We start from the raw sequence: 24,302 nt of genomic DNA on the forward strand, positions 1-24,302 counted from the left end.
AGCGGGAAGAGCAGTCTTATTATGAAGAGCAAGAGGAGGACGCGGCAGCCGCGCGCGCGCCGGTTGGCGGTGCTCGCCGCCAGTGCCCTCTCTCTGCTCTGTCTCTCTCCGTGGCAAGTTACGGCCCAGCCGCAGGAGAAGGCGGAAGAGACGCATTCCCCTTGGCCCCTGCGCGCGTTGCCGGCTCGTGAGCAGCCGACCCCCGGCCGCCCGGCTGCGGCGGAACTGCCAGCGCTGGAAACCATGCTACAAGCGGTTTCGCCGATCGCCATAAAACGATTGGATCCCAAGGCGATCGACCTGGCGGAATGCTATCGGCTGGCGGCGATCCGTTGGGACCAGTTGAAGATCGATTATCAGACCGTGCGTGCGCAGCAGGCGGTGGTCGCACAAGCCCAATCGGCGTTCCTTCCGCAATTTTCCTGGGAGAACATGCAGAGCTTTCAGAACACGGTCGGCGTTATCCCCACGATCGGCGGAGTGGCGGTGAACACTGTTTCCCCCAATGGCTACTTTTCCTTCAACGCGATCAACTCGACGTGGCTGCTCTTCGATAGCTTGCGACAGCAGAACCGGGTCGCCGCGGCCCGGGCGACTGCTTCCGCGCAGACCTACACGATGGCATGGGACTACCAGAACCTCTACGTGAACGTCGCGCAGGGATTTTATCAAGAGCTCAACTACGAAGGCAGCGTGTATATCCTGGAAGACCAGATCGCGGCCCTGCGAGGGCTCGTGAACGAGCTTCAGTACCGGTTGAAGGTCGGCCGCTCTCGTCCCGCCGATGTCTTCCAAGGGCAGGCGAATCTCGCGGCCGCGGTCGCCGCGCGCGAAGGCTACATCGGATTGAGGAATCAGTATAAGGCGACGCTCAACTACTACTTGGGCATCGGCCCGGAGAAGATCGATCTCAAGGAGACCCAAGCGTTTCCCGGCCCCCAGACCCTGGAAGAGTATCTGGTGCATGTCGGGAGCCGGCCCGACGTGCTCGCCCAGGTGCAGCTCCTGCGCTCCCAGAAAGCGTCGCTCGCGGTCGCCATCGGGGAGTTCGGCCCGCGCACGGCGCTCACCGGCACTTACTTCTTGAGCCATCAGCCGGATTCACCCGTTCTTTGGAACACCAATATCGTCACCACGATGCCTCTCTTTACGGGCGGCCTCTACACCGGGTATGTCCGTCAGGAGCAGGCGCTTGTGCATTCGGCTGAGCTCCAGGTGGAGAATCTGAAGCGAACCGCGGATGAGAATCTGCGGGTCGCCTTTGCTCTCTTCAACGCCGCGGTGGGACAGGTCCTTCAGTATCGGGAGCAGGTCGAGGTTGCCGCACTCTACTATGCGGCACAGCAAAGCGATTTTCGGCGCGGGGTGGCACAGCTCCTCGATGTGCTCGTCGCGTTGAACGTCTACCAGCAGGCAAGGCTTTCGCTTCATCAGACCGAGATGAATGCTCGGTATCAACTGGTGAACCTCTTCGTGCAGGCTGGCCTGGCCGACGGGAACTTGAATCGCACCGGGCTCCCGCTTCATGATATGCTGCAAACGAGTTCACCCTCCGGACCTGGGAGGCCTCCGGCGATGCCGGTCTCGGCTCCGTAGCAACCATGCTCCTCTCTCTTCTGCAGCAAGAGGGAGAAGATCGGATGGGACCGCGACGCCCGGAAACGTGCGCGATATTTCTCCCATCGAGCAAAAAGGCAGGAAGCGAAAACACGGTGCCGGAAGAATGGGAAGATGCCGAGCTCATGGCGAAGATCGCCAAGGGCGACGACCAAGCCTTCCGAAGGCTGATCGAGCGTCACGAGCTTGCCGTGTTTGGCACTGCGGTCAAGATGCTGCAAGACCGCTTCGCGGCGGAAGAGGTCACGCAAAAGGCCTTCCTGCGCGTCTACTGGGCGGCCAAGCGGTATCGCCCCACCGCCAAGTTCCGCACCTGGCTCTTCACGATTCTCCGCCGGCTCGTCTTGAACGAGATCCGCCGCCGGCGCTCCGCCGACGTTCTCCTCTTCCAGGCCGACGATCCGGGGGAAGGGGTTCCACCCGCAACCCCCCGCTCTCCGGCGGACATGCTCTTGGGCAAAGAGCGGCTCGAGCTGGTCGAGCGGGCCATCGCTTCCCTTCCTCCGAAGCAGCGGCTCGCGGTGGTCCTCAAAAGCTATGACGATCTCTCCTACGAGGAGATCGGACGGATCCTCGGGCTTTCCTTGAGTGCGACTCGCGCCCTGCTCTTCCGCGCCCGCGAAAGCTTGCGCAAGAGCTTATCGTTTCTTGGGTAGCATCCGTACGGGAGGCGGAATGTCTGCTTTCCCTTGGAGAAGGAACGGGTTAGATTGGCTTGCATGCGGGCCAAACTACGCTTCCTTCCGCTGCCGATCCTCTTTGCCGTCTTCTGCTTATCCATTCCTCTCTCCTCCTGGGGCGCGCGCGCGGCGAGCCGGACCCGCCCTCCCTCGGAAGGCGCGCCGGCGGGGATGGTTCTATGGAAGACCTTCCCGGGGGGAGGAGGGTATTTCCAGCAGCGTCCGGACGCGCCGATTATCGTCATTCCGGCCCCTCCTCGGCTACCGGCTCCGTCGGCTCCCGAAGGAGCGGCGGCAGCCCAACATGGGAGAATACCGCAAGAGAGGATCGTGCCTTCCTTTATTCCGGACGAGGCGATGGAGACCGGAGCCTTTTCCGGCGGCCTCTAGCCGGCGGTTGTCGGCGGACGGCGTTCCGCACGAGCCTCGCGACATTTGCCGCTCCGGTTGGTTTAATCCTCGGAGATCCACAGGCAAACGGCTGTCGGATTGCGTGACAGACCCCTCCCTGGGAAGTGGCAAGGGACCGCTGACCGCTAGGGATAGGGCACTCCGATGACACTCTCCGATCTTTCCATTCGTCGGCCTGTCTTCGCCTGGATGCTGATGGCCGGGCTCATCCTCTTCGGCGCGATCTCCCTGGGCAGGCTGGGGGTCAGCGATCTGCCGGAGATCGACTTCCCGGTCTTGACCATCAATCTCCAATGGGCGGGCGCCGCACCGGAGATCCTGGAGACATCGATCGTCGATCCGATCGAGGAAGCCGTGATTTCCTCGCAGGGGCTTCGGAACATCACCTCCTTTATCGAGCAGGGGCAGGCGTCGATCATTCTCGAGTTCGAGCTCGGCCGACCGATCGACGCGGCATTGACCGAGGTTCAGTCCAAGGTGAGCTCGGTCAAGCTCCCCTACGATACGACGACCCAGGCGGCGACACAGACCGTGCAGCCCGTCGCGCAGCCGATCCTGACCAAGGACAATCCGGAAGAGCAGCCGATCCTGATTCTTTCGGTCTCGGGCAAGGACAAGACGCTGCATGATCTCGTCACCTACGTCGACCTAGTGCTGCATGACGAATTCCAGATCGTCCCCGGCGTCGGGGAGATCGTCCTGGCCGGCTACAACGTCCGCAACCTGCGCGTCTGGGTCGACAACGAGAAGCTCAAGCTGCTGCAACTGACCCTGCTCGACGTGCAGACGGCACTCCAGCAGGAACAGGTCGAGGTGGCGGCCGGCTACCTCGAAAACTCGAAGCGGGAGATGAACGTCCGGGCGATGGGGGAAGGGCTCACTCCGGAGCAAGTGGGGAACATTCAGATCAAGAGGCGAGGGACCGAGCTCATCTATCGATCCCCCATTCACATCAAGGATGTCGCTCGAGTTGAAGATGGGCTCGACGACATCCGGCGAATTGCCGTCACGGGCGGGTACCCGGTCGTCGGCCTGGGCATCAAGAAGCAGCCGGGAGCCAATTCGGTGGCGGTCGCACGTTTGGTCAAGCAGAAGCTGGAGGAAGTCAAGCGCCATCTGCCTCCTGGATTCGACCTCCAAGTGGTCTATGACCGGACCCAGCACATCGAGGAGGCGATCCAGGAAACCCTCTTTACCCTGCTTCTCTCAGCTCTAGTGACGGCGGCGGTCTGTTATCTCTTCTTGGGAACCTGGAGCTCTACCCTCAACGTTCTGCTCTCCATTCCCACCTCGGTGCTCGGGACCTTCATCATCCTCTACTTTTTAGGCTTTACGCTCAACTTCTTCACCCTTCTCGGCCTATCCCTCGCGATCGGCATCATCGTGGATGACGCGATCATGGTGCTGGAGAACATCGTCCGGCATCGGGAGATGGGGCAGGGAAGGGTCCTGGCTGCCCAGATCGGGGCGCGGGAAATTACCTTTGCGGCCGTGGCGGCCACGGTGGCGATCCTGGCCATCTTCCTGCCCGTCGCCTTCATGCGCGGGATCGTTGGCAAGTACTTCTACCAGTTCGGGGTGACGATCACGGCAGCCGTCGCTCTTTCGCTGCTCGAGGCGATTACTCTTACTCCGATGCGCTGCTCCCAGCTGCTCGAGGACCCAAACCGTCGCCGAGGGCTGGCATGGCTGATGGACCGAATCTTCCATGGACTCTCGCGGGTCTATCGGCTCTTCCTGCGTGTCTCTGTCGATCACCCCTGGCTGGTCCTCCTCGCGGCGACGATCCTCTTCGCCCTCTCCCTTCGCTTCCTGGCGCTGTTGCCCAAGGAGCTGATCCCCGCTCAAGACGAATCCTCCTTCCTGGTGCGGATCCAGACCGCGGTCGGCTCGTCCATTCACTTGACCCAGAGGAAGCTGGAAGAGTGCGAGGCGATCATCGCGACCCATCCCGAGGTGGCTCGGGTTTTTGGAGAGGTCGGAGGATTCATTCAGCGCACGGGTGCGAGTGATGGCAACTTGATCGATGCGCAAGTCAACGTGGGCACCCTCTATGTGACGCTCAAGCCCAAGAACGAGCGCAAGCTCACCCAGCAGGAGCTGGGAGATCGACTCCGGTCCGAGCTGGGCAGGCTCGGAGGACTGAAAGTGGCGCTCCAGGATCTATCGATCCGGGGATTTACCACCGGACGCGGGTTTCCGATCGAGTTCTCCGTGCGCGGCCAGGACTACAAGGTGCTCCGGGAGCAGGTTGCCAAGATCACGGGCGAGATGAAGAAATCCGGCTACTTCGTCGACCTCGATACCGACTTCCGGGATGGGATGCCCGAGGTCCGCGTCTTCCCCGACCGGTTCGCGGCCAACGCCTGTGCGATGCCGATTCAAAACATCGCCAACACGATCGCGGTTGCGATCGGCGGCGTGGCCCAGAGCCAGTTCACGAATGGCGACCGCCGCTACGACATCCGGGTCCGGCTAGAGGGGGGAGAGCGAGTGAAGCCCGAGGATATCCAGAAGCTCTTCGTCCGCACGAACTCCAACGAATATATGCCGATCACCTCGGTCGCCCATTTCGAGACCGTCCCCACCTACCAGACGCTCGGGCGCCGGATGCGGGAGAGGGCGATTACGGTCTTTGCCAACGTTGCCTCGGGAAAGTCCCAGGCGGCGGCACTGGCCGAAGCCCGAAAGATCGCGGATCGGAATGTCCTCCACGGGTATCGGGTCTACTGGAGCGGCGGAGCCGCTGCCTTCGAGGAGACCTTCGGCAGCCTCGAGTTTGCTCTCTGGGTCGGGATCGTCATCGCCTACATGGTCCTCGCCTCCCAGTTCAACAGCTTTATCCATCCCTTCACGGTCCTGCTGGCGCTTCCGTTCAGCTTGAGCGGAGCCCTCCTCGCTCTCTGGCTGACTCATCAATCGATCAATCTCTATAGCATGATCGGCCTCGTGCTGCTCATGGGTATCGCGAAGAAGAACTCGATCCTGCTCGTCGAGTTTGCCAACCAGAAACGGCATCTCGAAGGACTGCCCGTTCGGGAAGCCCTGCTGGAAGCGGGTCCGATCCGGCTCCGCCCGATTCTGATGACCTCGGTCGCGACTCTGGCGGCGGCCCTCCCGCCGGCCCTGGCGATCGGACCCGGCTCCGAGAGCCGGATTCCGATGGCGATCACGATCCTCGGAGGGGTAACGGTTTCCACCTTCTTTACGCTCCTCGTCGTTCCGGCAGCCTACCGCGTGCTCGCCCGGCTGGAGAGAAAGCCTCGTCCGCCTTCCCCTCCGGCTAGCGGGCGGCCGGCTCCGATGGTTTGGGAGCACTCGCAGACCCCGCAGAGTGCGGAGGGAATCCCATGAATCTGCCCGAGCTTGCCATCCGAAGACCGGTTGCCGCGTGGATGCTCATGGCAGCCCTGGTCTTTTTCGGCATCCTCTGCCTCCTTTCCCTTGGAGTCAGCCGGCTTCCGGATGTGACCTACCCGGTCCTGACCGTTGTCGCCCAATGGCCGGGCGCCTCCCCCGAGGTGATGGAGGCCGAGGTGGTGGATCCTTTGGAAGAAGTGCTCATGTCAGTCCAGGGGATTCGGGACGTCACGAGCACGGTCATGCAGGGAGTGGCGCGGATCCAGCTCGATTTTCGCTTGGATCGGGACATTGATGCGGCTTTGCAGGAGACCAATTCCAAGATCCGTTCCGTGCAACTCCCCTACAACGTGGATCCCCCCGTGATCTACAAGGTCAATCAGAACGACTCCCCGATCCTCTGGCTCGCGGTCACCTGGGACCGGCCTCTGAAGGATATCATCCGGTATGTCGATACGCGCGTTCGCGACAAGTTTTCCCTGGTGCAGGGCATCGGCGACATCCAGCTCGGAGGATGGACGGATCGGAACTTCCGCGTCTGGCTCGACCGGAACAAGCTGGCGCAATATCAGGTGGCCCCCAACGACGTTCTCAATCTCTTCCGGGCCGAATACCAGGAGACGGCTTCCGGTTACCTGGAAAGTGCGAATAACGAGATCAATGTCCGGGTGATGGGCGAGGTCAGTTCTCCCGAAGAGATGGGCGGATTGGTGCTCAATCATCGGGGAGGTTCCGGCGGAGCCAATCTTCCACCCTTGACCGGCATTGCTTCCGCGCAAGGAGGAATGGCCGGAACCGCGGGAACGACCAGCTTTGCGACGAATACGCTCAGTAACGTCCGGGGCCCGGCGGACTCCTTCACGCCGCTCGCCCAGGTCGCACGGCCGGAGGACGGAATCATGGACCCACGCCGCTTCGCGCGGAGCGACGGAGTTCCCTCCGTGGGTCTAGGGCTACAAAAGCTGCGCGGATACAACGAGATCGAGGTAGCCAATTCCGCGAAGCGGATCATGAAGGAGCTCAAGCCCGATTTGCCGCCGGGAATGAAGATCGGCACGCGTTACGATTCTTCGGTTTTCACGGCCGAGGCGATTCGGGAAACCGCCTTCACGCTTCTCTTTTCCATCGGGGTAACCACCCTCGTCTGCCTCGCCTTCCTGGGCTCCTTTCGAACCACGGTGAACGTGCTTTTCTCGATCCCGATTTCGATTCTGGGAAGCTTCATCTTCTGCAAGGCGATGGGCTTCACGCTCAACTTCTTTACGCTTCTCGCCCTCTCCATGGCCGTTGGCATCGTGATCGATGATTCGATCATGGTTCTGGAAAACATCACCCGTCATCATCGGATGGGGAAGAGTCCGGAGCAGTCCGCCCTCGACGGAACCCGCGAGATCTTTTTCGCGGCAGCCGCCGCGACGCTGACGATCGTCTCCGTCTTCGCTCCGATCGCCTTTCTGGGGGGAGTGGTGGGGAAGTTCCTCTTCCAGTTCGGTGCGATGATTTCGTGCGCGGTGCTCATCTCTCTTTTGGAGGCGCTCACGCTCGCTCCGATGCGCTGTGCCGAATTCGTGAGCGCCTCCCACGGGCCGGGGCGGGTCGAAACCTGGTTGGAAGGCTTTTACCAGAAAATGGGAGCGGTCTACCGGGTCTGCCTCGGCTTCGCTCTTCACCACAGGTGGCTCGTCGTCCTCGTCTCCTTTGGACTCTTCTTTTTCTCGCTCCGCGTCTTCCCGCTGCTCCACCGGGAGCTTGCTCCCTCGGAAGATCTCGGCATGGCCCTCCTCCGGATCGAGACCCCGGTGGGAAGCTCGCTCGAGTATACGAGCCATCGGGTGCAGGAACTGGAAAGCTTTCTCAAGAGTCAGCGGACGGTCGCTCACTTCTTTACCACGGTGGGCGGGTATTCCGGAGGCGAGGTGAACCGTGGAGCGATCTTCGTGACCCTTAAGCCGCGGAAAGAGAGGAAAGAGCGGCTTCAAGAGATCATCCGCACCTGGCGAAAGGAGTTGAAGAAGCCTGTGTACAGCGACCTTCACATCAAGGTGATCGACATCAGCCAGAGCGCCTTCAGCAGCAAGCGCGGCACCAACATCGAGCTTTCGCTGCGCGGTTCGGATTACGCCGTGCTTCAAGCAAAGGCGGACGCCATCGTCCATCAGATGGAGGCGACGGGCTTTTACACCGATCTGGACACCGATTACCGAACGGGAATGCCTGAGCTCGAGGTGGTGCCAGACCGGCAAAAAGCCGCCGACTCCAACATCAGCATGCAGACGATCGCCGATGTGGTCGCGGCCGGTATCGGCGGAATGCGCCAGGGTCAGTATACCAACCACGAGGATAACCGGCGTTACGACCTACGGATTCGCCTCGAGCCGAACCAGTGGCGGGAGCCGGAGGACGTAGCCAATTTGCCACTCTGGTCGGGCTACGGGGGGGAGATGATCCGGCTCAAGGACATCGCGGAAGTGCGGGTCGTGCCGAAGCTGCTCGACATCACGCGGGAAAATCGGCGGCGGGCGATCACACTCTATGCGAACGTGAAACCCGAGGTTTCCCAAGCCAAGGCGCTGGATACCGCCTTGGAGATCTGCCGCAAGGAGCTTCCCCCGGGCTATGACGTGGAACCCACTGGGAGCAGCCAGACCGCGAAGGAGACCTTCGCTTCCTTCCCAGTGACCCTCGCCCTGGGAATCCTCTTGGCCTACATGCTCCTGGGCGCCCAGTTCAACAGCTTCCTCTATCCCCTGGTCGTGCTGGTGGCGATTCCCTTTTCCCTGACCGGAGCCTTTCAGGGCCTCTACCTTGCCGGGATGTCGCTCAACATCTACAGCGGCATTGGAATCATCTTGCTCATGGGGCTGGCGATGAAGAACTCGATCCTCCTGGTCGAATTCTTCAATAAAAAGCGCTTTGAGGAGGCGCTGCCCCTCCCTGAGGCGCTTCTGGATGCCGCCGCGATCCGGTTGCGGCCCATCTTGATGACTTCGCTTGCCACCATTGCGGCGGCCTTGCCCGGCGCAGTGGGCTTCGGCCCTGGAGCGGAAGTCCGGAAACCCCTGGCGATCGTCGTGATCAGCGGGATTATCGTCTCAACATTCTTTACTCTCTTCGTCGTCCCCTGCGTCTATTCGCTCCTGGCTCCCTTAAGCCGGCGTAAGCGCCTCGAAGAAGTCGAGGCCGAGCTGGCGAAGGCTGCTTTATAACCCGGCGTTCGGCGTGTGCCGTGAAAAGGGTGCATCGCCCAGTGGGGAGGGAGTTATCTCCACCCGGCAACTATCCGCCATTTCTCACAAGCTTTCTCCTGCGGCTTGCACAATGGGCTTGTCTGCTTCGTTACGCTTGGTTTTCCATCCTTGCAGTATGTCTTCATACAGCTCCGGTGGAAAACCGGCGCCGCGCCTCGCATCCAAGCCCATTGGCGGCGCCTCGGCTACGAAATTTGTGAGAAATGGCGGCTATTGCTCCAGCCGGAAGCACCCGGAGCGGCTGCTGGTCATAACGCCGCGCGAACTTGCTGCTGCTCTTTCCGTTGTTCATTTGGGGTTTTCCTTTCCATACCACAAAGCCCTTGTCCGCAAAATCGAAGAAACTTCACAATGATCTTCGGCAGGATTCTCTTCCCCTGCTCGAAGCTTTCCTTGAAGGAGGAGGCTCGGGGGACGCTTCTGGCGCAAGCCTGCTCCTTGGAAAAGAGCGAAGGATTTGAGGAAGAGGATCTCTACCGGGCGATGGATGGGCTCAATGGGGTTTGGAGCCGGATCGAGCGTGGGCTTTTCCAGAGAGAGCGTTTCCCGGAGGGGTAAGTCTGGTGCTCTACGATCTTTCGAGCACCTATTTTGAGGGAGAGGGTCCGAAGGGGTTGGCTCGCTACGGCTACAGTCGGGACCACCGGGATGACCGGCCGCAGGTGCTTTTGGCGGTGGCGACCGATGCGGAGGGGATCCCGATCCATGTGGAGGTTCTCCGAGGCAATCGGGCTGATTCCTCGACGCTCCCCGGGCTTTTGGTTGGCTTGCGGCGACGGCTGGGGATTGAAAAGGCGGTCTTTGTTTTTGACGGCGGGATCCGAAGCTTTTTTAACCTGGAGATGCTGACGGGGATGGAGTTGGGATACGTGACCCGGGCGAATCGGGCTCAACTCCAGGAGCTGGTGGAGAAGTTGCCGCGGGATCGGCAGCCGGAGCTCTGGGACCGGACCGAAGGGATGGAAGTGGAGAAGGACGGTCTTCGGTACGTCATTGCCGGAGGAGAGTGGCGGGCCAAACGGGATCGGGAGAGGCGGGAGGCTCGAATCGGCAAGGCGAAGCTTTCGCTGGAGGAGCTCAAACGAAACGCACACAAGGACGAGGATGCGGTTCGGCTGGGAAGCCGGGTCGGCCGGATGCTGCAGCGGTGCAAGGCGCACAAGTACTTCCGGTACGGAATCGACGGGGACGGTCGGTTCTGGTGGAAGCTCGACGAGAAGGAGATTGCCAAGGAGCAAGCCACTGACGGCTGGTATCTGCTGGAAACCAATCTGCCCCGCGCCGAGGCGTCCGCCAAGGAGGTCCTGGCCCACTATAAAAGCCTCGGCGAGGTCGAGCAGGCCTTTTGCGAATTAAAAAGTTACCTCGAGGTCCGGCCCGTCTTCCATTGGCGGCCCGACCGTGTCCGCAACCACGTGAGGATCTGCTTTCTCGCGTATTGGATGACGGCTCGTTTGGCCACCGAGTGGAGCAAGCTCGGTGTTTTTGAACACGTTCCTGCGCTCCTGCGCCGCCTCCAGTCGATCCGCCTCGGCGTTCTCTCCGTGGAAGGCAAGCCGATCGTTCGTCTTTTGAGCAAGATTCCTCGGGAGCTGAATCGGCTCCTGGAAAAACTTCGTCTGCTCCCACTCTTCGCCCAGCCGCCGGCCTGGGCAGCCATGTAGCCAGTAGCGGAAAGGCCTGTCATGCCGCATCAATGAGTTATGCTGCTACTCAAGGGAAGTCAGGCTAAACAATGTTTGGCCATCCTCGCCGCCGCATGAACTCCAAAACAAAAGACCCTGCCTTTAACCAGGACTTCCAGGAATTGGAAGCCTACAAAAAGGTGCTCCTGGTTCCGGTTCCGATCGACGTGGTGGGGGGCACCCTACAGGTGAGCTATCAGCCGGATCGGCGTCTCTGGCTCGTCGCCAATGCTTCCTACATCCTGAGCACGTTCGACTATGCCTCGCCGCTCACCGAAGGGCCGGACATGGACCAGCTCTATCCGAGCAACTACGTTTTGAACAATCCGAAAAAGTACCCCTTCGACAACTTCGGTTACTTCCCCTAGGGAACGTACAACTACGTCGGCTGGTCCAACTTTCAGACCTCTTTCATGGCAACCTACACGCTCGATTGGGGATTGGGCTTTTTCGCTTCCTTCAACGCGACGAGCCCGCAATACATTGCGTACGATTACCTCGTCCGGATTCCCTGGCAGTACACCCTCAATTTGGGCTTGAGTTACACGAGCCCGGATAAGCATTGGGTCGGAAGGCTCTGGGTCTGGAACGTGACCGATCAGCACAACTGGATGACGAGCGGCAGCGGCTATGCGACATCGTTCGCCAACTACGAGCAGCTCATGGTCTCTTGGTCCCTCTGGGTGCAGGGCCAGGTCAGCTATCAATTTTAGGAGAGAAGATCCCATGATCCAAACCATGCGAACGGCGGTAGGCTCCATCTGGCTCGTCCTGGCGATGGGCGCGGTCATTCTTGGCGGAAGCTCCTTGGAGGGGTCCGCGGCTCCCCAAGCGACCGGGACGGGGAGAGTGGCTGTGGTGGGTCCCGCAGATAATCTTGGGCGCGAATGGGGGAGGCAAGAAGGCGCAGGAGCTGCTGCAGGCGGGTCATCCATCCGAGGCGCGGGCCGTGGCGGAAAAGGATCTGCACACCTCGATTGCGCAATCGGGCTTCAGCTCCTTCGGGCTCATGGTGCCCTACAATAACCGTGCCGTCGCCTACACGGCCGAGGGCAAGTATCCGGAGGCGCACAAGATCTTTTCCCGGGCGATCGGACTGGGGAGGGCGGCGGTCAGCCAAGGACAGATGGCAGCCGGCTACAGCGGAGGATCGACCTACACCCAGGCGGGAGCGGGCTCAGGCAAAGGGGTGCAGAAGAAGATTCTGGCCCTCTGCCTGTTCAATAATAGCATTGCCTACAGGAGAGAAGGCGATCTTGTGAAGGCCGCGCGCTTTCAAGCCGATGAGCGCAAGCTCGATCCTTCCCTACCCGAGCTGAAATGATCCGCTCCCGTGGGGTATCGGTGTCCTGGAAATCCTTCCGAATCGTGCGCCGCCGCCACTCAGCCACCGCTCCGGCGGAGGTTTGTCTCCCGCGGGCAAAAGGGTTGCGGAGGCTGTTGCTCGTGGCCGTCGTGGGGGCCTCCTGCCTGCACGGCGCGATTTCCACGAGAGCCCGTGAGCCGGAAGGCAGCCAACAGGAGACCCTCCTTCCGACCGGGGTGCGGATCGATCTCTCCCCGATTCGGGATCTCCATCTAGACCCGCTCTATGGGGTCTCCGGAGAGACAAAGGTCCCGGCCTCCGGCTCGTTCGCCATGGCGGCGAGCCCCACGGGCGATACGTTGCTGGTCTTGAGCTCGGGCTACAACCTGCGGTTCGGCTCCGACGGGAAGGCGGTTCCGGAGCTCTCCAACGAATCTGTCTTTGTCTTCGACATTTCCCAGGGAGCTCCCAAGCAGGTCGCCGTCCTTCCACTCCCGAACTCCTTTTGCGGGATCGACTGGAATCCGGACGGGAAGGAGTTCTACGTCTCGGGCGGGGGAGAGGATCGGATCTGTGTTTTCGCCAGAACGGGAGCCACCTGGGCGTCGGCCCGTCCTCCGATCCCGTTGGGGCACGAAAAGGGCAACGGGATCGAGACGAAGGCCGTGGTTTCCGGACTTCGTGCCGATCCGGAGGGAAAGCTTCTTCTCGTTGCCAACTACGCCAACGACTCGGTCAGCCTGGTTCGGCTGGCCGATGGGAAGGCGGTTGCCGAGCTCGATTTGCGCCCGGGGAAGATCGATCCCAAGGAGAGGGGAATCCCCGGCGGGGAGTATCCAATGGACGTCGCCTGGGTGGGAAAGGGGAAGGCCTATGTCGCCAGCCTGCGGGATCGGGAGATCGTGGTCGTTGGGGTAGAAGCGGAAACAATACGCTGCCTGGGCCGAATCTCCCTCCGGGGAGAGCCGAACCGGATCGTGGTCGATCGAGATCGGAGCCGTGCCTACCTATCCGAGGACAACTCGGACCAAATCGCGGTGATCGAGACAAAGGCCGACCGGCTCCTCGAATCGATTCCTTCTGTTTCCGAGCCGGGTTCCGTCAGGCCAGGAAAGCCCCGCAAAGGGGCCTCTCCGAACAACCTCTGTCTCGATCCCTCGGGGAAGTTCCTCTATGTCGCCAACGGCGGAATGAACTGCGTCTCGGTGATCGAGCTCGGTCCCAAGGCGCGGGGGATCGCAGGCGAGGTGCGGGAGGATGGGGCGGAGGCGAGGAGCAGGGTTGTCGCTCTGATCCCGACCGGCTGGTACCCGACGGCGGTCGCCTGCAACGGAAGCGGAAGCTGGCTCTATGTGGCGACCGGGAAGAGCGTGACGGGACCGAACGACCGGGGATTCGCGCGGCCGCTCCCGCCTCCGGGAGAACTCGTCAAGGTCTGGAGGTCGAAGAACGAGTATATCCTCCAAAAAATGATGGGGAGCCTGCAGAGCTTCCCGCGACCCGATCCGGTACTCGATCGTCGGCTGACCGAGACGGTCTGGAGAAACAACCATCGAATCGGCGCCGATACGGGGGACGAGGCCATCCTGCGGATGCTGCGCCGCCGGATCCACCACATTCTCTATGTCATCAAGGAGAACCGGGGCTACGACCAGCTCTTCGGGGATTTGAAACGCGGGAACGGGGATCCCGACCTGGCGATCCTGGCGCCCTACTGCCCCAACGAACGGCGGTTGGCCGAGCAGTTCGTCCTCTTGGATCAGTTCTTCGACAGCGGAGAGGTGAGTGGAGATGGCTGGAACTGGAGCACGGAGGCCCGGGCGATCGACATTACCGAAAAGACGGTTCCCCTCCACTATGCCCATCGGGGACCTACCTACGATTTCGAGGGCGACAATCGGAACATCGCGGTGGGAATCGAGGGCATGGCGAAGAGGAAGGAGGCGAACCCTGCGCTTCCCGACGATCCCGATCTGCTGCCGGGAACCAGGAGCGTGGCCGCGCCGGACAGTCCCGAAGGAGAAGTGGGGCTGGGCTATCTCTGGGACGCGGCCTTGCGAAAGGGAGTGAGTGTCCGGAACTATGGCTTTTTCGGCGATCTGACCCGCTACCATCTGCCCAAGGAGGATCCCTCCTTCATTCCACTATCGCGGCATCCCTTCGCGGAGAGGACGGTTCAGTTCGTTCCCGACAATGTCACGCTGGCGAAGGTCAGCGATCTCTACTACCGCGGGTTCGACATGAAGTATGCCGACTACTGGCGCTACAAGGAGTGGGAACGCGAGTTCGACGAGTATGCGAGGAAGGGGAATCTCCCTGCCCTAGAGCTGATCCGCCTGCCTCACGATCATTTCGGCTCCTTCCGAGAGGCTGCCGATAAGGTCGACACCGTCGAGACGCAGATGGCGGACAACGACTATGCGGTGGGTCTGCTTGTCGAGAAGGTCGCTCGGAGCGGCTACAAGGATGACACCCTGATCTTCGTGATCGAGGATGACGCACAGGCCGCGGCGGATCACGTCGATGCCCACCGGAGCATCGCCCTTGTGGTGGGTCCCTTCGTCAAGCAGGGAGCCGTCATCCGCCGGAGGTTCACCACGGTGAGCGTTCTGAAGACGATCGAGGAGATCCTCGGCTTCGGGCCGCTCTGCTTCTACGACCAGGGAGCTGAGCCGATGACCGACCTCTTTGACCCAGCGAAGCAAAGCTGGAGCTACCGGGCGGTCGTTCCCGCTGCCCTGCAAAAGACCGACCTTCCCGTCGGCGGCCAAGAAGGGGCTGGGGCCCCCGCCCGTCATGACGCCAACTTTTGGCAGAAGCTATTGGGCGACCAGAACTTCTCGGACGCAGACCGGCTCGATGCGGAGCGATTCAATCGGGCCTTGTGGATCGGCTTGAAGAGAAGGGAGAGACCCTGGCCGGTCCCTGCCGCGGCCGGAGAGTAGGACGGTCGGACCCTCCGTCGGAGGCCCGTCCGAGGACGTGCACCACCGGAGGGAGCCCTGCTCCTGTTTCCCTTTGCGCTGCCGCAGCGGTTTGGAGCACGGATTGCAACGTAGGTTCTTTCTTCTCGTTGTAGGCCAATAAGATGCAACCAATGAAAACGTCACACAATTGTCACAAATATGTAACAAACTTGTCACGCCACTTTTTGGGCGAGTTGTGGCATAGAACGCTAGGCGATCTTTGCATGGCCAAGCGGGCGGGGTGCACCTGATTGCGCAGTGGCGTGTTCGTGTCGCGAGGTTTCTAAAAAGAGGGGGTAGGAATGAATCGCGAGGCAGAGCGGCGGAGGAAACGATGGGTTTCTCTGGCATGGGTGCTGTTTACATCGGCGTTTCTGATCGGGACGGTACGCGCGGACGAGGCGGGTTCACCGGCAGCGGAGCCCGGAAGCGGCTCGGGGACGGACGGAACGGCCGACAGCGGCCAAGGGGTCGGGCAGGCGCCGATTGGCGGGAGCGGAAAAGCGAAACAATCGGGGTGGGCAGGGATCGTCCAGCAGACGGAGCCGGAAAAAAAGAAGGTCCAAAAGCAGAACGGCGACGTGCAGATGCAGGAGGTGACCGTCTCGGGGGAATCCGAATGGACGTCGCCCGACCTGACCTCGGGCGAGCCCAACGCCCCGATCCTGCCCACGACGGCTCCAGTGGTCTCCACGTTCGGGACGCCGATGAACGTCATGGATACGCCGCGGCAGATCACTCCGGTCAACCAGACGCTCCTGAGAGCGTCGGGAGCACTCTACCAGGGTTACATGGACCCGCTATCGATTTCCTCCATCCTCCCCACGGCCTATACGGAACTGAACTGGGGCATGGGCGATTCGGTGACGATCCGGGGCCGCCAGGCGCTTCCGTACGTCAACGGCATCGAGATGACCCTCCAGAATGACGGCATGCAAGGGGTGCCCTTCAGCTGGAACATGGTCGAGAACATGGATATCCAGGAAGGCCCCGCGAACGCGGTCTTTGGAGCGACCCAGGCGTCGACGGGCAGCGTCAACTACATCACGAAGCAGCCCTACTTCGACAAGTTCCGGGGGCGAGTCTGGGACACGACCGGCATGTATTCGCAGTATCTCTGGGGCGCAGACATCGGCGGCCCGGTCGACAAGGAGGGCAAGCTTGCGTGGCGCTTCTCGTACATGGGACAGGACCAGGGCAGCTACTACGACTACGTGTACAATGATCAGCAGAATTTCTACTTCACGGTGGGATGGAAGCCCTATGACAACTATTCAGCCAACCTCTACGCCGACTACGGGATGTATAATTTTCAACCCGAGCTTGCGGACTTGATGAACCGGCCGACCAACAACCTGATTCAGAACGGTCTTTATAGTACCGGGGTGGTGCCGGGATTCCCCGGCAGCATGTATCAGGGTGGACCGGCGACCGGCTCAGCGTTAAATCCCGCATACAACACCTACGCGGGGCCGCTCACGCCAATCAATCGCCGCTCGACGATCATAAGCCCGTACGGGGGTGGAAACGCCAACAACGCGTTTGTCCAGCTCGTGCAGACGGTAAAAGTGAACGACGATCTCGAGATCGTGAACAACTCGTTCCTCTGGTACACGAAGACGGAGTGGTTGGAGCCGGAGCTCTATGCCATGCAGTATACGCCGGGGGACTACGAGTTCGATAACCGGACGGAGGTCCGCTGGACCTTCGATCCTCTCGCCAGCGAGCCCGAGAAGCCGAAGACGAAGGAGGAGAAGGGGCTCGAGAATGTCTTCGGCAAGCTCCTGCTCAAGAGCTCGGTCGATACGGGCATCGAATGGCACTACCAGTACAATGACGACTACTTCTCCGAGACCGCCTGGTCCTACGGCAACTCCTACAGCTTGGTCAATCCAATGAATCCGGCACTGACCAACCCCGCGCTCTTCTATCTGCCGGGAACCAAGCAGTTCAACAGCTACCTCAGCAACCCCAAGGCCGCGGCGGGCGGCCTCTGGCATGTTCCCGGCGCTCCGGCGAACTACTTCTACGAGCCGCTGAACGGCGCCTCGGGGAGCACCTTCGGCCAGTACTGGTCGGTCGCGCCCTTCTGGCAGCACAACCTGCAGATCACGGACAAGTTTGCTCTCTACTTCGGCGTGCGAGGAACGGCTTACTTCTGGGACTACACCACCCCGGAGGGGCCGGCGGGAATGCCGCAGATCATGGGAGTTACGAACGCAGCCCTGAACACGTCCTCGTTCGCGCCCCTGATTAACATCAGCCCGACCTACAAGCCGTTCGACTGGATGACCGCCTACTTCAATTACAACTGGTCGTATGTGAACAACGTGGCCGTGATCGGTGGTGCCGCGCCCACGTTCAATGAGGCCTCGTTCCACCTCCTGAACCAGTTGATCGAGGGAGGTGTCAAGTTCAACCTGCTCAACGACAAGCTCTTCATTACCGCTGCGGGCTTTACCCAGGATCAGGAACTGAACAACCTCGGCTTGCCCCCAACCCCCGCGGTAATCACGGGATACGAGGTGAACATTGCCTACCAGCCGAACCGCAACTGGTGGGTGCGCGCCGGCTACATCGACATGCATGGCATCGAAAACTGGTCGGCACTTGCGCATGGGCCGAGCATGCGCCAGGACTACTCGACGTCGATGGCTTACTACAACATGTACGCGCTCAATACGAATGTCGGCCTTCCGTCGGGGCTGTACAACATGATCGGCTTCCCGGAGCAGTATGCGAGTGCGACGATCACCTACACCTCGGACATGGGGCTGGGAGGGACGTTGCAAGGGATCTTGATGAGCAACCAGTATCTCGACTACTTCGGCAGTGCCTCGATCCCGACGCAGTACATCTTAAACGCCCAGATCTTCTATGTGCAGCCGAAGTGGGAGGCGCGCCTCTACATCTATAACTTCACGAACAACAACTACTGGATGCCCTTCGGCTTGGGTTCCGCCGGAAGCCGAGCCTTCGACGAGAGTTCGATCATCGCAGGATGGCCCTTCTGGGTCGAAGGGAACGTCGTCTTCAAGTTTTAGTGGGAAGCTCGGAGGTATTTCGTTCGTCGCTTCAGGCAGGAAGGCGGGGTAGAGAGCCCCGCGTTCCCTATGCGCGGGGAAGCAGACGATTTTCATCACAAAGGCGCTCTTGCCAGGAGCGTACGGGCGCGCATAGTCAGCTTGTTTCGAGGGGAGAAGGGATGACCAATCTAACAAGGGGTGGCTATGGCTGGAACGTGCGCCGAATCTCCTTGGTCTTTCTTGCTGCCGGGATCGCCGGGTGGGCCGCGCTAGCCGAGGTGCATGCCGGACCCGAGGCCTGGGAAAGCCGCTTGGTCGATCTTCGCGTGGCGACGAAGAGCGGCGGCGAGCGAACCCTTCGCGGGATCGTCGTTTCGGCCGATGGTCGGCTGCTCACGGTGGCGACGGGCCTGGAAGACGCCTCGCGGATCGATGCCAAGCGCTGGAACTTTCGGCCGGTGCGCTGCACGGGCTGGCTTGGCTCCGATCCGCGAACGGGCTTGGTGCTCTTGCAGGTGGAGGGAGCCGATCTTTCGGCGGTCCGGATCGTGGCGGCGGACAACCTTCCGCCGGATGGGGGAGAAACCTTCACCGTACCCCGGCCGAGCCCGGAAGAGCCGAAGCAGGAGGCGGCCTTTCTCCGGTTGTCCGGACCGGGCGTTCCCTCGGGAAATGGGGATCTTCTTTGGCTTGGCGGAAAGGTAGAGGAGATCCTGCCGGGGAGCCCCGTCTATAACGAGCGGGATCAGTTTGTCGGCTTGGTCACGGTCGTGGATGCCGACAACCATCGCCTGTGCGTCGCGAGGGTGAGCGCGCCGTTGGAGCTGCTGGATCGCGTCGATCTGGCGGCGGAGGCAGCGGCGATGCGGCAGAGCCTGGAAAAGGTTGCGGCCCGGGGGCAGGATCCCGCCGTGACGAGCAGCCCGGCCTGGCGCGACCTACAGAGTGCCGTTGGCCCCAAGGAAGCGGAGGCGGCGGCCGATCGCCTCGTGCAGGCGGCTCCGCGGTCGCCGTCGGCTTGGACGGCTGCGGCTTTTTCCTATTGGCAGGCGAGGGCGCTGGAGAAGGCGGAGTTTGCGGCGAAAAAGGTGGTCGCTTTTTTCCCCCAGGACCCTTCCGCCTTGCTCCTGCTCGGAGAGATCGAGGCGGCGCGGGGTCGTTACGGGCCCGCGATCGACGCGATCTTGGAGGCGAAGGAGCGGGGAGCTTCGACCGCGGAGGTCTCCCTTCTCCTGGGAAAGTGTTTTTTCGCCGAGGGACAGTGGGAAAAAGCCTGCGATGAGTTTCGCGCCTATCTTCGGTTCCGGCCTCGGCATACTTCCGCTTGGCTCGCGCTTGGGCAGACCCTCCTCAGAGCCCAGAGCTGGGACGAGGCCGTCAAGGCCTACACCCGGGCCGCGCGGCTCAATCCCCAGTCGGTTCGCGCTTGGGCAGGTCTCGCGGAGAGTTGCCGACAGGCAAAGCGATGGGAAGACGCGGCCTCGGCCTACACCGAGCTGACCCTGCTCGAGCCGAAAAATAGCGGGGCCTGGTTTAATTTGGGGCTTGCGCTCTTGCACAGCGATCAGCTTCCCTTCGCCCGAGCTTCCTTTCTTCGGGTGGTTCAGCTCAATCCGAAAGACCGGGAAGGCTGGTTCAATCTGGCGGTGTTGAGCCAGCGCGCTCGCGATGCCCGCACGGCGATCCAGGCCTATCGGAAAGCGATCGAAGTTGATCCGACCTTCGGCGCGGCTTGGTTCAACCTAGGCGTGGTCTATCGGGAGATCCGCCGATACGAGGATGCTTCCCTGGCGTGGCAAAAGGCCGAAGCTTTCCTCCCAGGAGATGTTCGTCCGATCGCGAACCTCGCGCTGCTGGAAGACGCGCTTCACCGCCCTTCGGAGCGCGATCTGGAGCTTCAAAAGCTCGAGCAGGTCGACGCGGCGCTTGCCCAGCAAATCCGGTCTCAGATTGCTCTAAGCGCGCGGCAGGTCCGATAGGGCGGCAGAGAAGAACCGCTGCCTTTTGGCTTCCTTTTCGCTTGTGGCGGTTCGTAAAAAAAAGCAGGATGCGGCCCCAATGAGAGGGTTTTTCGTAGCCGTCAGCCTTGTCGTGCTCGTGGGGATCGGAACGATGCGTGCCCAGGATCAACCGCAGCGGGCATCCGGAGAGGCGGAACATTCGGGAGAGGAGAACCTCGTGACGACTCCGTCGGGGCTAAAGTATGTCGATCTGGTGGTGGGTCGGGGGAATCCGGTTGGGCCCGGCAAGCGGGTCACCGTCGACTACGTCGGGAAGCTGGAGGACGGCAAGGTCTTCGACAGCTCTCAGGCTCATGGGAAGCCCTTTACCTTCGTCATGGGTCAGCGGGGAGTCATTGCCGGGTGGACCGAAGGGATCGCCACCATGCGCGAAGGAGGGAAGCGCAAGCTCATCATTCCGCCCCAGCTTGGGTATGGCGAGGACGGAGCGGGAGACGTGATTCCTCCGAACGCCGTGCTGCTCTTCGATATCGAAGTGCTCAAGGTGGAATAGATCGGCCATCGGTCATCCCATTGCGGCGAGTGGGGTTCGTTTTGGCTTGCGAGAGAGGTTTTCCCATTGCAGCCTAACAAATAGGCATGAAGATTACCCTCATCAGCGCGAAGATCGTTCCGGAGTTCCATCGGCAGATCGGGAGCGAACTGGAGGCTTTTCTCCAATACTTGGCGATTGCCGCCTACTTTGAGAAAGCCGCCTTGCCCCGACTCGCCGCTTACTTCTCCCGCCAGGCCGAGGAGGAACGGGGACATGCGATGCGTTTTCTCCAGCTCTTGGTCGACAACGATGCGGAGGTGGTGATTCCCTCCATCCCCGCACCCGAGGGAGAGTTTCGCGATGCCGAGCATGCCGTGACGCTCTCCCTGGAACGAGAGTTGCGTGTCACCGAGGAGATCCATTCCCTTTTGCGTTTGGCCCGCCAGGAGAACGATTTTACCTCCGAGGCCTTTCTCCACTGGTTTGTGAAGGAGCAACTGGAGGAGGTATCCTCCGTCGATCAGTTGCTGAAAATGATTCAAAGAGCAGGAAATCAGCGCCTGTTGCTGGTGGAAGATTTTCTGGCTCGACCGCATCCGACGAACCTGGCCAAGGGGGAGGAGGGCGAAGGCGGATAGAAAAGAGGGCTGATGCGGATCGCGCGGCTGCGAGCCCGATGAATGGTCTTTCCGATGCGCGCCGTGGTCCGTTTTTTTGGAAGAGAGATACGCACCCGTAGCTCAATTGGATAGAGCGTTGGCCTCCGGAGCCAAAGGTTGCAGGTTCGACCCCTGCCGGGTGCACGTAGCCCGTATATCTCCCAAGCGTTCTCCTGCGGCTTGCACAAGGGGCTTGTCTGCTTCGTTGGACTTGGTTTTCCCTCCTCGCAGTATGTCGTCATACAGCTCCGGGGGAAAATCTGCGCCCCGCCTTGCATCCAGGCCCATCGGCCCGCGCCTCGGGTACGAACTTTGTGAGGCATGCAGGCTAGGAGCGGTCCTGGAGGCCGCAATCTACTCCGATCCGCTCTATCGCCTGAGATGTCGCCGCGCGGATGACGGATGGGTCGGAGTTCAGGGCCGTCATCGTGTGATTCGGCGCTTGACAGAAATCGATCAATTCCGTTCGCTACCGTTCGCTACTACAGGACAAGGTCCTGGGGTTGGAAGGCAGCGAAGCGATTGGGTCCTCGGCATAGGGGATCCAAGGAGTCGTTAAAGGAGGAGTTTAAAGGATGACTTGGGAACAGGTTGGGGCGCTGATCGGGGCGGTGGTTGCGATCGTTTTCATCGGATTTGTTTTGCTTGCCTTTCGATTGAGGCGCCTGCTGAAGCAAGTGGAAGGTCTATCGCACGATGTGGACGAGGTTCGGACCAATCTGAGCACGTGGGAAAAAGAACTGCGCACCGTCCGGGCGGAATCTCAAAATATGCGGGGGGAGTTGCAGGGCACGCGTGGCGAGCTGCAGAACCTGCGGGCGGAAATGCACGATCACTGGGCGACGATGACAAGCGTCAAACAGGCACTTCACTGGAATCCCCTTGGTCGGACAGATGCTGGTGCCGCTCTGCCTCTGGTCTCTACGGAGGGACCGGCTTCCGAGCCTGGCCGAACGACGACTGCGGTGTCGCAAGAGCACGGGCAATCGACCGTGATCGACTGGCTCCGGCAGGAGACCCTGCGGCGATTAAGCAGATAGGCGGTCAAGGAATTCCGCGCAGAAGTGGCGGTAGCTTACCGCGCCGACGCTGGACGGGGCGTAGGCGGTGATCGGTTTGCCGTGGCTTGGCGCCTCGGCAAGCCGGATCGAGCGCGGAATGATTGTTTGGAAAAGCAGTTCCGGAACATGTCGGCGAACGTCCTCGACGACTTGTTGACTCAAGTTGGTCCTCACGTCGAACATCGTCATGAGGATTCCCAGGATGCGTGTGCCTGCTCCGCTCTCGACGACCCCCAGCTTGTGGAGAAGATCGAGGATTTTCGAAAGTCCCTCCAATGCGTAATATTCGCATTGGAGTGGAATGAGAACCAGATCTGCGGCGGCGAGGGCATTGGCCATCAAAAGGCCGAGGGATGGAGGGGTGTCGAGCAAGACAATATCGTAGGCCGCATCCTCGCGGAGCGGACGCAAGGTCTCCCGCAGGTGGAAAAGCGGAGATTCCGATCCAGCGAATTCCGTTTCGATCGTGGCTAACTCCAATTCGGAAGGAATCAGCGCAAGATGCGGAAGGATCGTGGAAACGATCTGCTCACGAATCGACCTATGCCCCAGGAGCACGGAACGCAGACTTCCGTCCGGCGGGACCGTAGTGCCCAGGCCGCTTGTCGCGTTGGCTTGAGGATCGGTGTCGATCAGCAGAACTCGCTTCCCCTGTTCGGCCAAGCAGGCGGCCAAGTTGATGGCGGTGGTCGTTTTGCCAACACCCCCTTTTTGATTGGCGATCGCAATCACTTTCATTGCAGGGGCGAGGGTGCGACAAACTTGACAAGTGGGCAAAATGTTTTTTATGTGCCTCCACTCGCTCATACGATGATTGCCGTTGAAAACTTGACCAAGGATTATGCGGGATTCCGCGCCGTACAGGGGATTTCGTTTTCCGTGCAGAAAGGGGAGATCGTGGGATTCCTGGGACCCAACGGCGCGGGCAAGACGACGACGATGCGCATTCTGGCCGGATATCTGCCCCCGACGGGCGGCAGGGTCGCCGTGGCTGGTCACGACATCGTGGCGGAATCCCTGGAAGCCAGGCGACACGTGGGATACATGCCGGAAAACGTGCCGCTCTATACGGATCTCCGGGTGAACGAATACCTCACCTATCGGGCTCGCCTGAAGGGCGTGAAGAGGGGCAACGTCAGAGAAAGGGTGGAGGCCGTGAACCGCCTGTGTCATCTCGACGACGTGAAAAACAAGTTGATCGGCAACTTGTCGAAGGGCTATCGGCAGCGCGTCGGACTGGCCGATGCCTTGGTTCATGATCCGGATCTGCTCATCCTCGACGAGCCGACGATCGGCCTGGACCCGCACCAGATCCGTGCGGTCCGCGACCTGATCCGCTCCCTGGGCGAGCGTCATACCATTTTGCTTTCGAGCCATATCCTGAGCGAGGTGGAAGCGGTCTGCACTCGGGTGTTGATTCTTCATCGAGGAAGGATCGAAGCCGCCGACACGCCGGAGAATCTTGCGCGTCTGGTTCGAGGAGGAGGCGGAGGGGTGCGTCTGGAGGTTGCCTGCCGCTCGGAGGAAGGGCAGCGGAAGCTTGCCCGACTGCCCGACGTCGAGACGGTAAATTGCCGCCTAGAACAGGAAGGTTGGTCTGTCTTCGAGATTGCGCCCAAGGCAGGAAAGGATATTCGAGACGAGGTTTTCGCGGTCGTACAGCAAGAAAACTGGGGTCTTCGGGAGATGTCCCGCCTGCGTGCATCCCTGGAGGATATTTTCGTGGAGCTTACCCAAGATTGATGCCGCACGATCGGATGGCAAGGGGCGCCGCCTTGTCCCGGGAG

General features: G+C 60.9%; 18 protein-coding genes and 1 tRNA gene. 18 read left to right on the forward strand and 1 reads right to left on the reverse strand.

Features of this window, described 5'->3' with window-relative positions:
• Positions 1 to 21: 21 nt before the first annotated feature.
• The 17 genes from A37A_RS0109775 (at position 22) to A37A_RS0109850 (ending at position 22,494) form a co-directional block, all read left to right on the forward strand.
• A complete protein-coding gene (locus tag A37A_RS0109775) occupies positions 22 to 1,596 on the forward strand; it encodes a TolC family protein (protein ID WP_018291320.1) in 1,575 nt (524 codons plus the stop codon).
• Between the two features lie 116 nt (positions 1,597 to 1,712).
• A complete protein-coding gene (locus A37A_RS0109780) occupies positions 1,713 to 2,273 on the forward strand; it encodes an RNA polymerase sigma factor (protein WP_040888890.1) in 561 nt (186 codons plus the stop codon).
• Between the two features lie 63 nt (positions 2,274 to 2,336).
• Positions 2,337 to 2,687, forward strand: a complete 351-nt coding sequence (locus tag A37A_RS0109785) for a hypothetical protein (RefSeq protein ID WP_018291322.1) — start codon at positions 2,337 to 2,339, stop codon at positions 2,685 to 2,687.
• Positions 2,688 to 2,852: 165 nt separating this feature from the next.
• Complete coding sequence (locus A37A_RS0109790; protein WP_020494264.1) at positions 2,853 to 6,062, forward strand: efflux RND transporter permease subunit; 3,210 nt, start codon at positions 2,853 to 2,855, stop codon at positions 6,060 to 6,062.
• Positions 6,059 to 9,274: an efflux RND transporter permease subunit gene (locus tag A37A_RS0109795; protein ID WP_018291324.1), complete on the forward strand. Its 3,216-nt coding sequence runs from the start codon at positions 6,059 to 6,061 to the stop codon at positions 9,272 to 9,274. The genes A37A_RS0109790 and A37A_RS0109795 overlap by 4 nt, the downstream gene beginning before the upstream one ends.
• Before the next feature lie 393 nt (positions 9,275 to 9,667).
• Complete coding sequence (locus A37A_RS18405; protein ID WP_018291326.1) at positions 9,668 to 9,874, forward strand: hypothetical protein; 207 nt, start codon at positions 9,668 to 9,670, stop codon at positions 9,872 to 9,874.
• Positions 9,875 to 9,879: 5 nt separating this feature from the next.
• On the forward strand, positions 9,880 to 10,980 hold the full coding sequence (locus tag A37A_RS16930; RefSeq protein ID WP_018291327.1) for an IS1634 family transposase: 1,101 nt from the start codon (positions 9,880 to 9,882) through the stop codon (positions 10,978 to 10,980).
• 95 nt (positions 10,981 to 11,075) lie between these two features.
• Positions 11,076 to 11,369 (forward strand): hypothetical protein, encoded by a 294-nt coding sequence (locus tag A37A_RS20660; RefSeq protein WP_018291328.1) that lies wholly within the window; start codon positions 11,076 to 11,078, stop codon positions 11,367 to 11,369.
• A gap of 45 nt (positions 11,370 to 11,414) precedes the next feature.
• Positions 11,415 to 11,714: a hypothetical protein gene (locus A37A_RS20665; protein WP_018291329.1), complete on the forward strand. Its 300-nt coding sequence runs from the start codon at positions 11,415 to 11,417 to the stop codon at positions 11,712 to 11,714.
• Between the two features lie 164 nt (positions 11,715 to 11,878).
• Positions 11,879 to 12,325 (forward strand): hypothetical protein, encoded by a 447-nt coding sequence (locus tag A37A_RS0109815; protein ID WP_020494267.1) that lies wholly within the window; start codon positions 11,879 to 11,881, stop codon positions 12,323 to 12,325.
• Positions 12,322 to 15,252, forward strand: a complete 2,931-nt coding sequence (locus tag A37A_RS16935; protein WP_018291331.1) for a bifunctional YncE family protein/alkaline phosphatase family protein — start codon at positions 12,322 to 12,324, stop codon at positions 15,250 to 15,252. Before A37A_RS0109815 ends, A37A_RS16935 begins: the two co-directional genes overlap by 4 nt.
• A 323-nt stretch (positions 15,253 to 15,575) precedes the next feature.
• Positions 15,576 to 18,317: a TonB-dependent siderophore receptor gene (locus A37A_RS0109825; RefSeq protein WP_018291332.1), complete on the forward strand. Its 2,742-nt coding sequence runs from the start codon at positions 15,576 to 15,578 to the stop codon at positions 18,315 to 18,317.
• Positions 18,318 to 18,478: 161 nt separating this feature from the next.
• Entirely contained in the window at positions 18,479 to 20,278 is a 1,800-nt protein-coding gene (locus tag A37A_RS0109830) for a tetratricopeptide repeat protein (RefSeq protein WP_018291333.1), read from the forward strand.
• Positions 20,279 to 20,411: 133 nt separating this feature from the next.
• Positions 20,412 to 20,813: an FKBP-type peptidyl-prolyl cis-trans isomerase gene (locus A37A_RS0109835; RefSeq protein WP_343122731.1), complete on the forward strand. Its 402-nt coding sequence runs from the start codon at positions 20,412 to 20,414 to the stop codon at positions 20,811 to 20,813.
• An 86-nt stretch (positions 20,814 to 20,899) separates the two neighbouring features.
• Positions 20,900 to 21,433 (forward strand): ferritin, encoded by a 534-nt coding sequence (locus A37A_RS16940; RefSeq protein WP_018291335.1) that lies wholly within the window; start codon positions 20,900 to 20,902, stop codon positions 21,431 to 21,433.
• Positions 21,434 to 21,524: 91 nt separating this feature from the next.
• Positions 21,525 to 21,598, forward strand: a tRNA-Arg gene (locus A37A_RS0109845).
• Positions 21,599 to 22,029: 431 nt separating this feature from the next.
• Positions 22,030 to 22,494 (forward strand): hypothetical protein, encoded by a 465-nt coding sequence (locus tag A37A_RS0109850; RefSeq protein ID WP_018291336.1) that lies wholly within the window; start codon positions 22,030 to 22,032, stop codon positions 22,492 to 22,494.
• On the opposite strand, the gene A37A_RS0109855 is transcribed toward A37A_RS0109850, so the two are convergent.
• Entirely contained in the window at positions 22,483 to 23,253 is a 771-nt protein-coding gene (locus A37A_RS0109855) for a ParA family protein (protein ID WP_018291337.1), read from the reverse strand. The two genes, A37A_RS0109850 and A37A_RS0109855, sit on opposite strands and share 12 nt — an antisense overlap.
• Before the next feature lie 72 nt (positions 23,254 to 23,325).
• On the opposite strand from A37A_RS0109855, the gene A37A_RS0109860 reads away from it, so the two are divergent.
• Positions 23,326 to 24,258: an ABC transporter ATP-binding protein gene (locus A37A_RS0109860; protein ID WP_018291338.1), complete on the forward strand. Its 933-nt coding sequence runs from the start codon at positions 23,326 to 23,328 to the stop codon at positions 24,256 to 24,258.
• Positions 24,259 to 24,302: the final 44 nt, after the last annotated feature.

Origin of the sequence: Verrucomicrobium sp. 3C, assembly GCF_000379365.1 — a bacterium.
GTDB lineage: Bacteria > Verrucomicrobiota > Verrucomicrobiia > Methylacidiphilales > Methylacidiphilaceae > Methylacidimicrobium.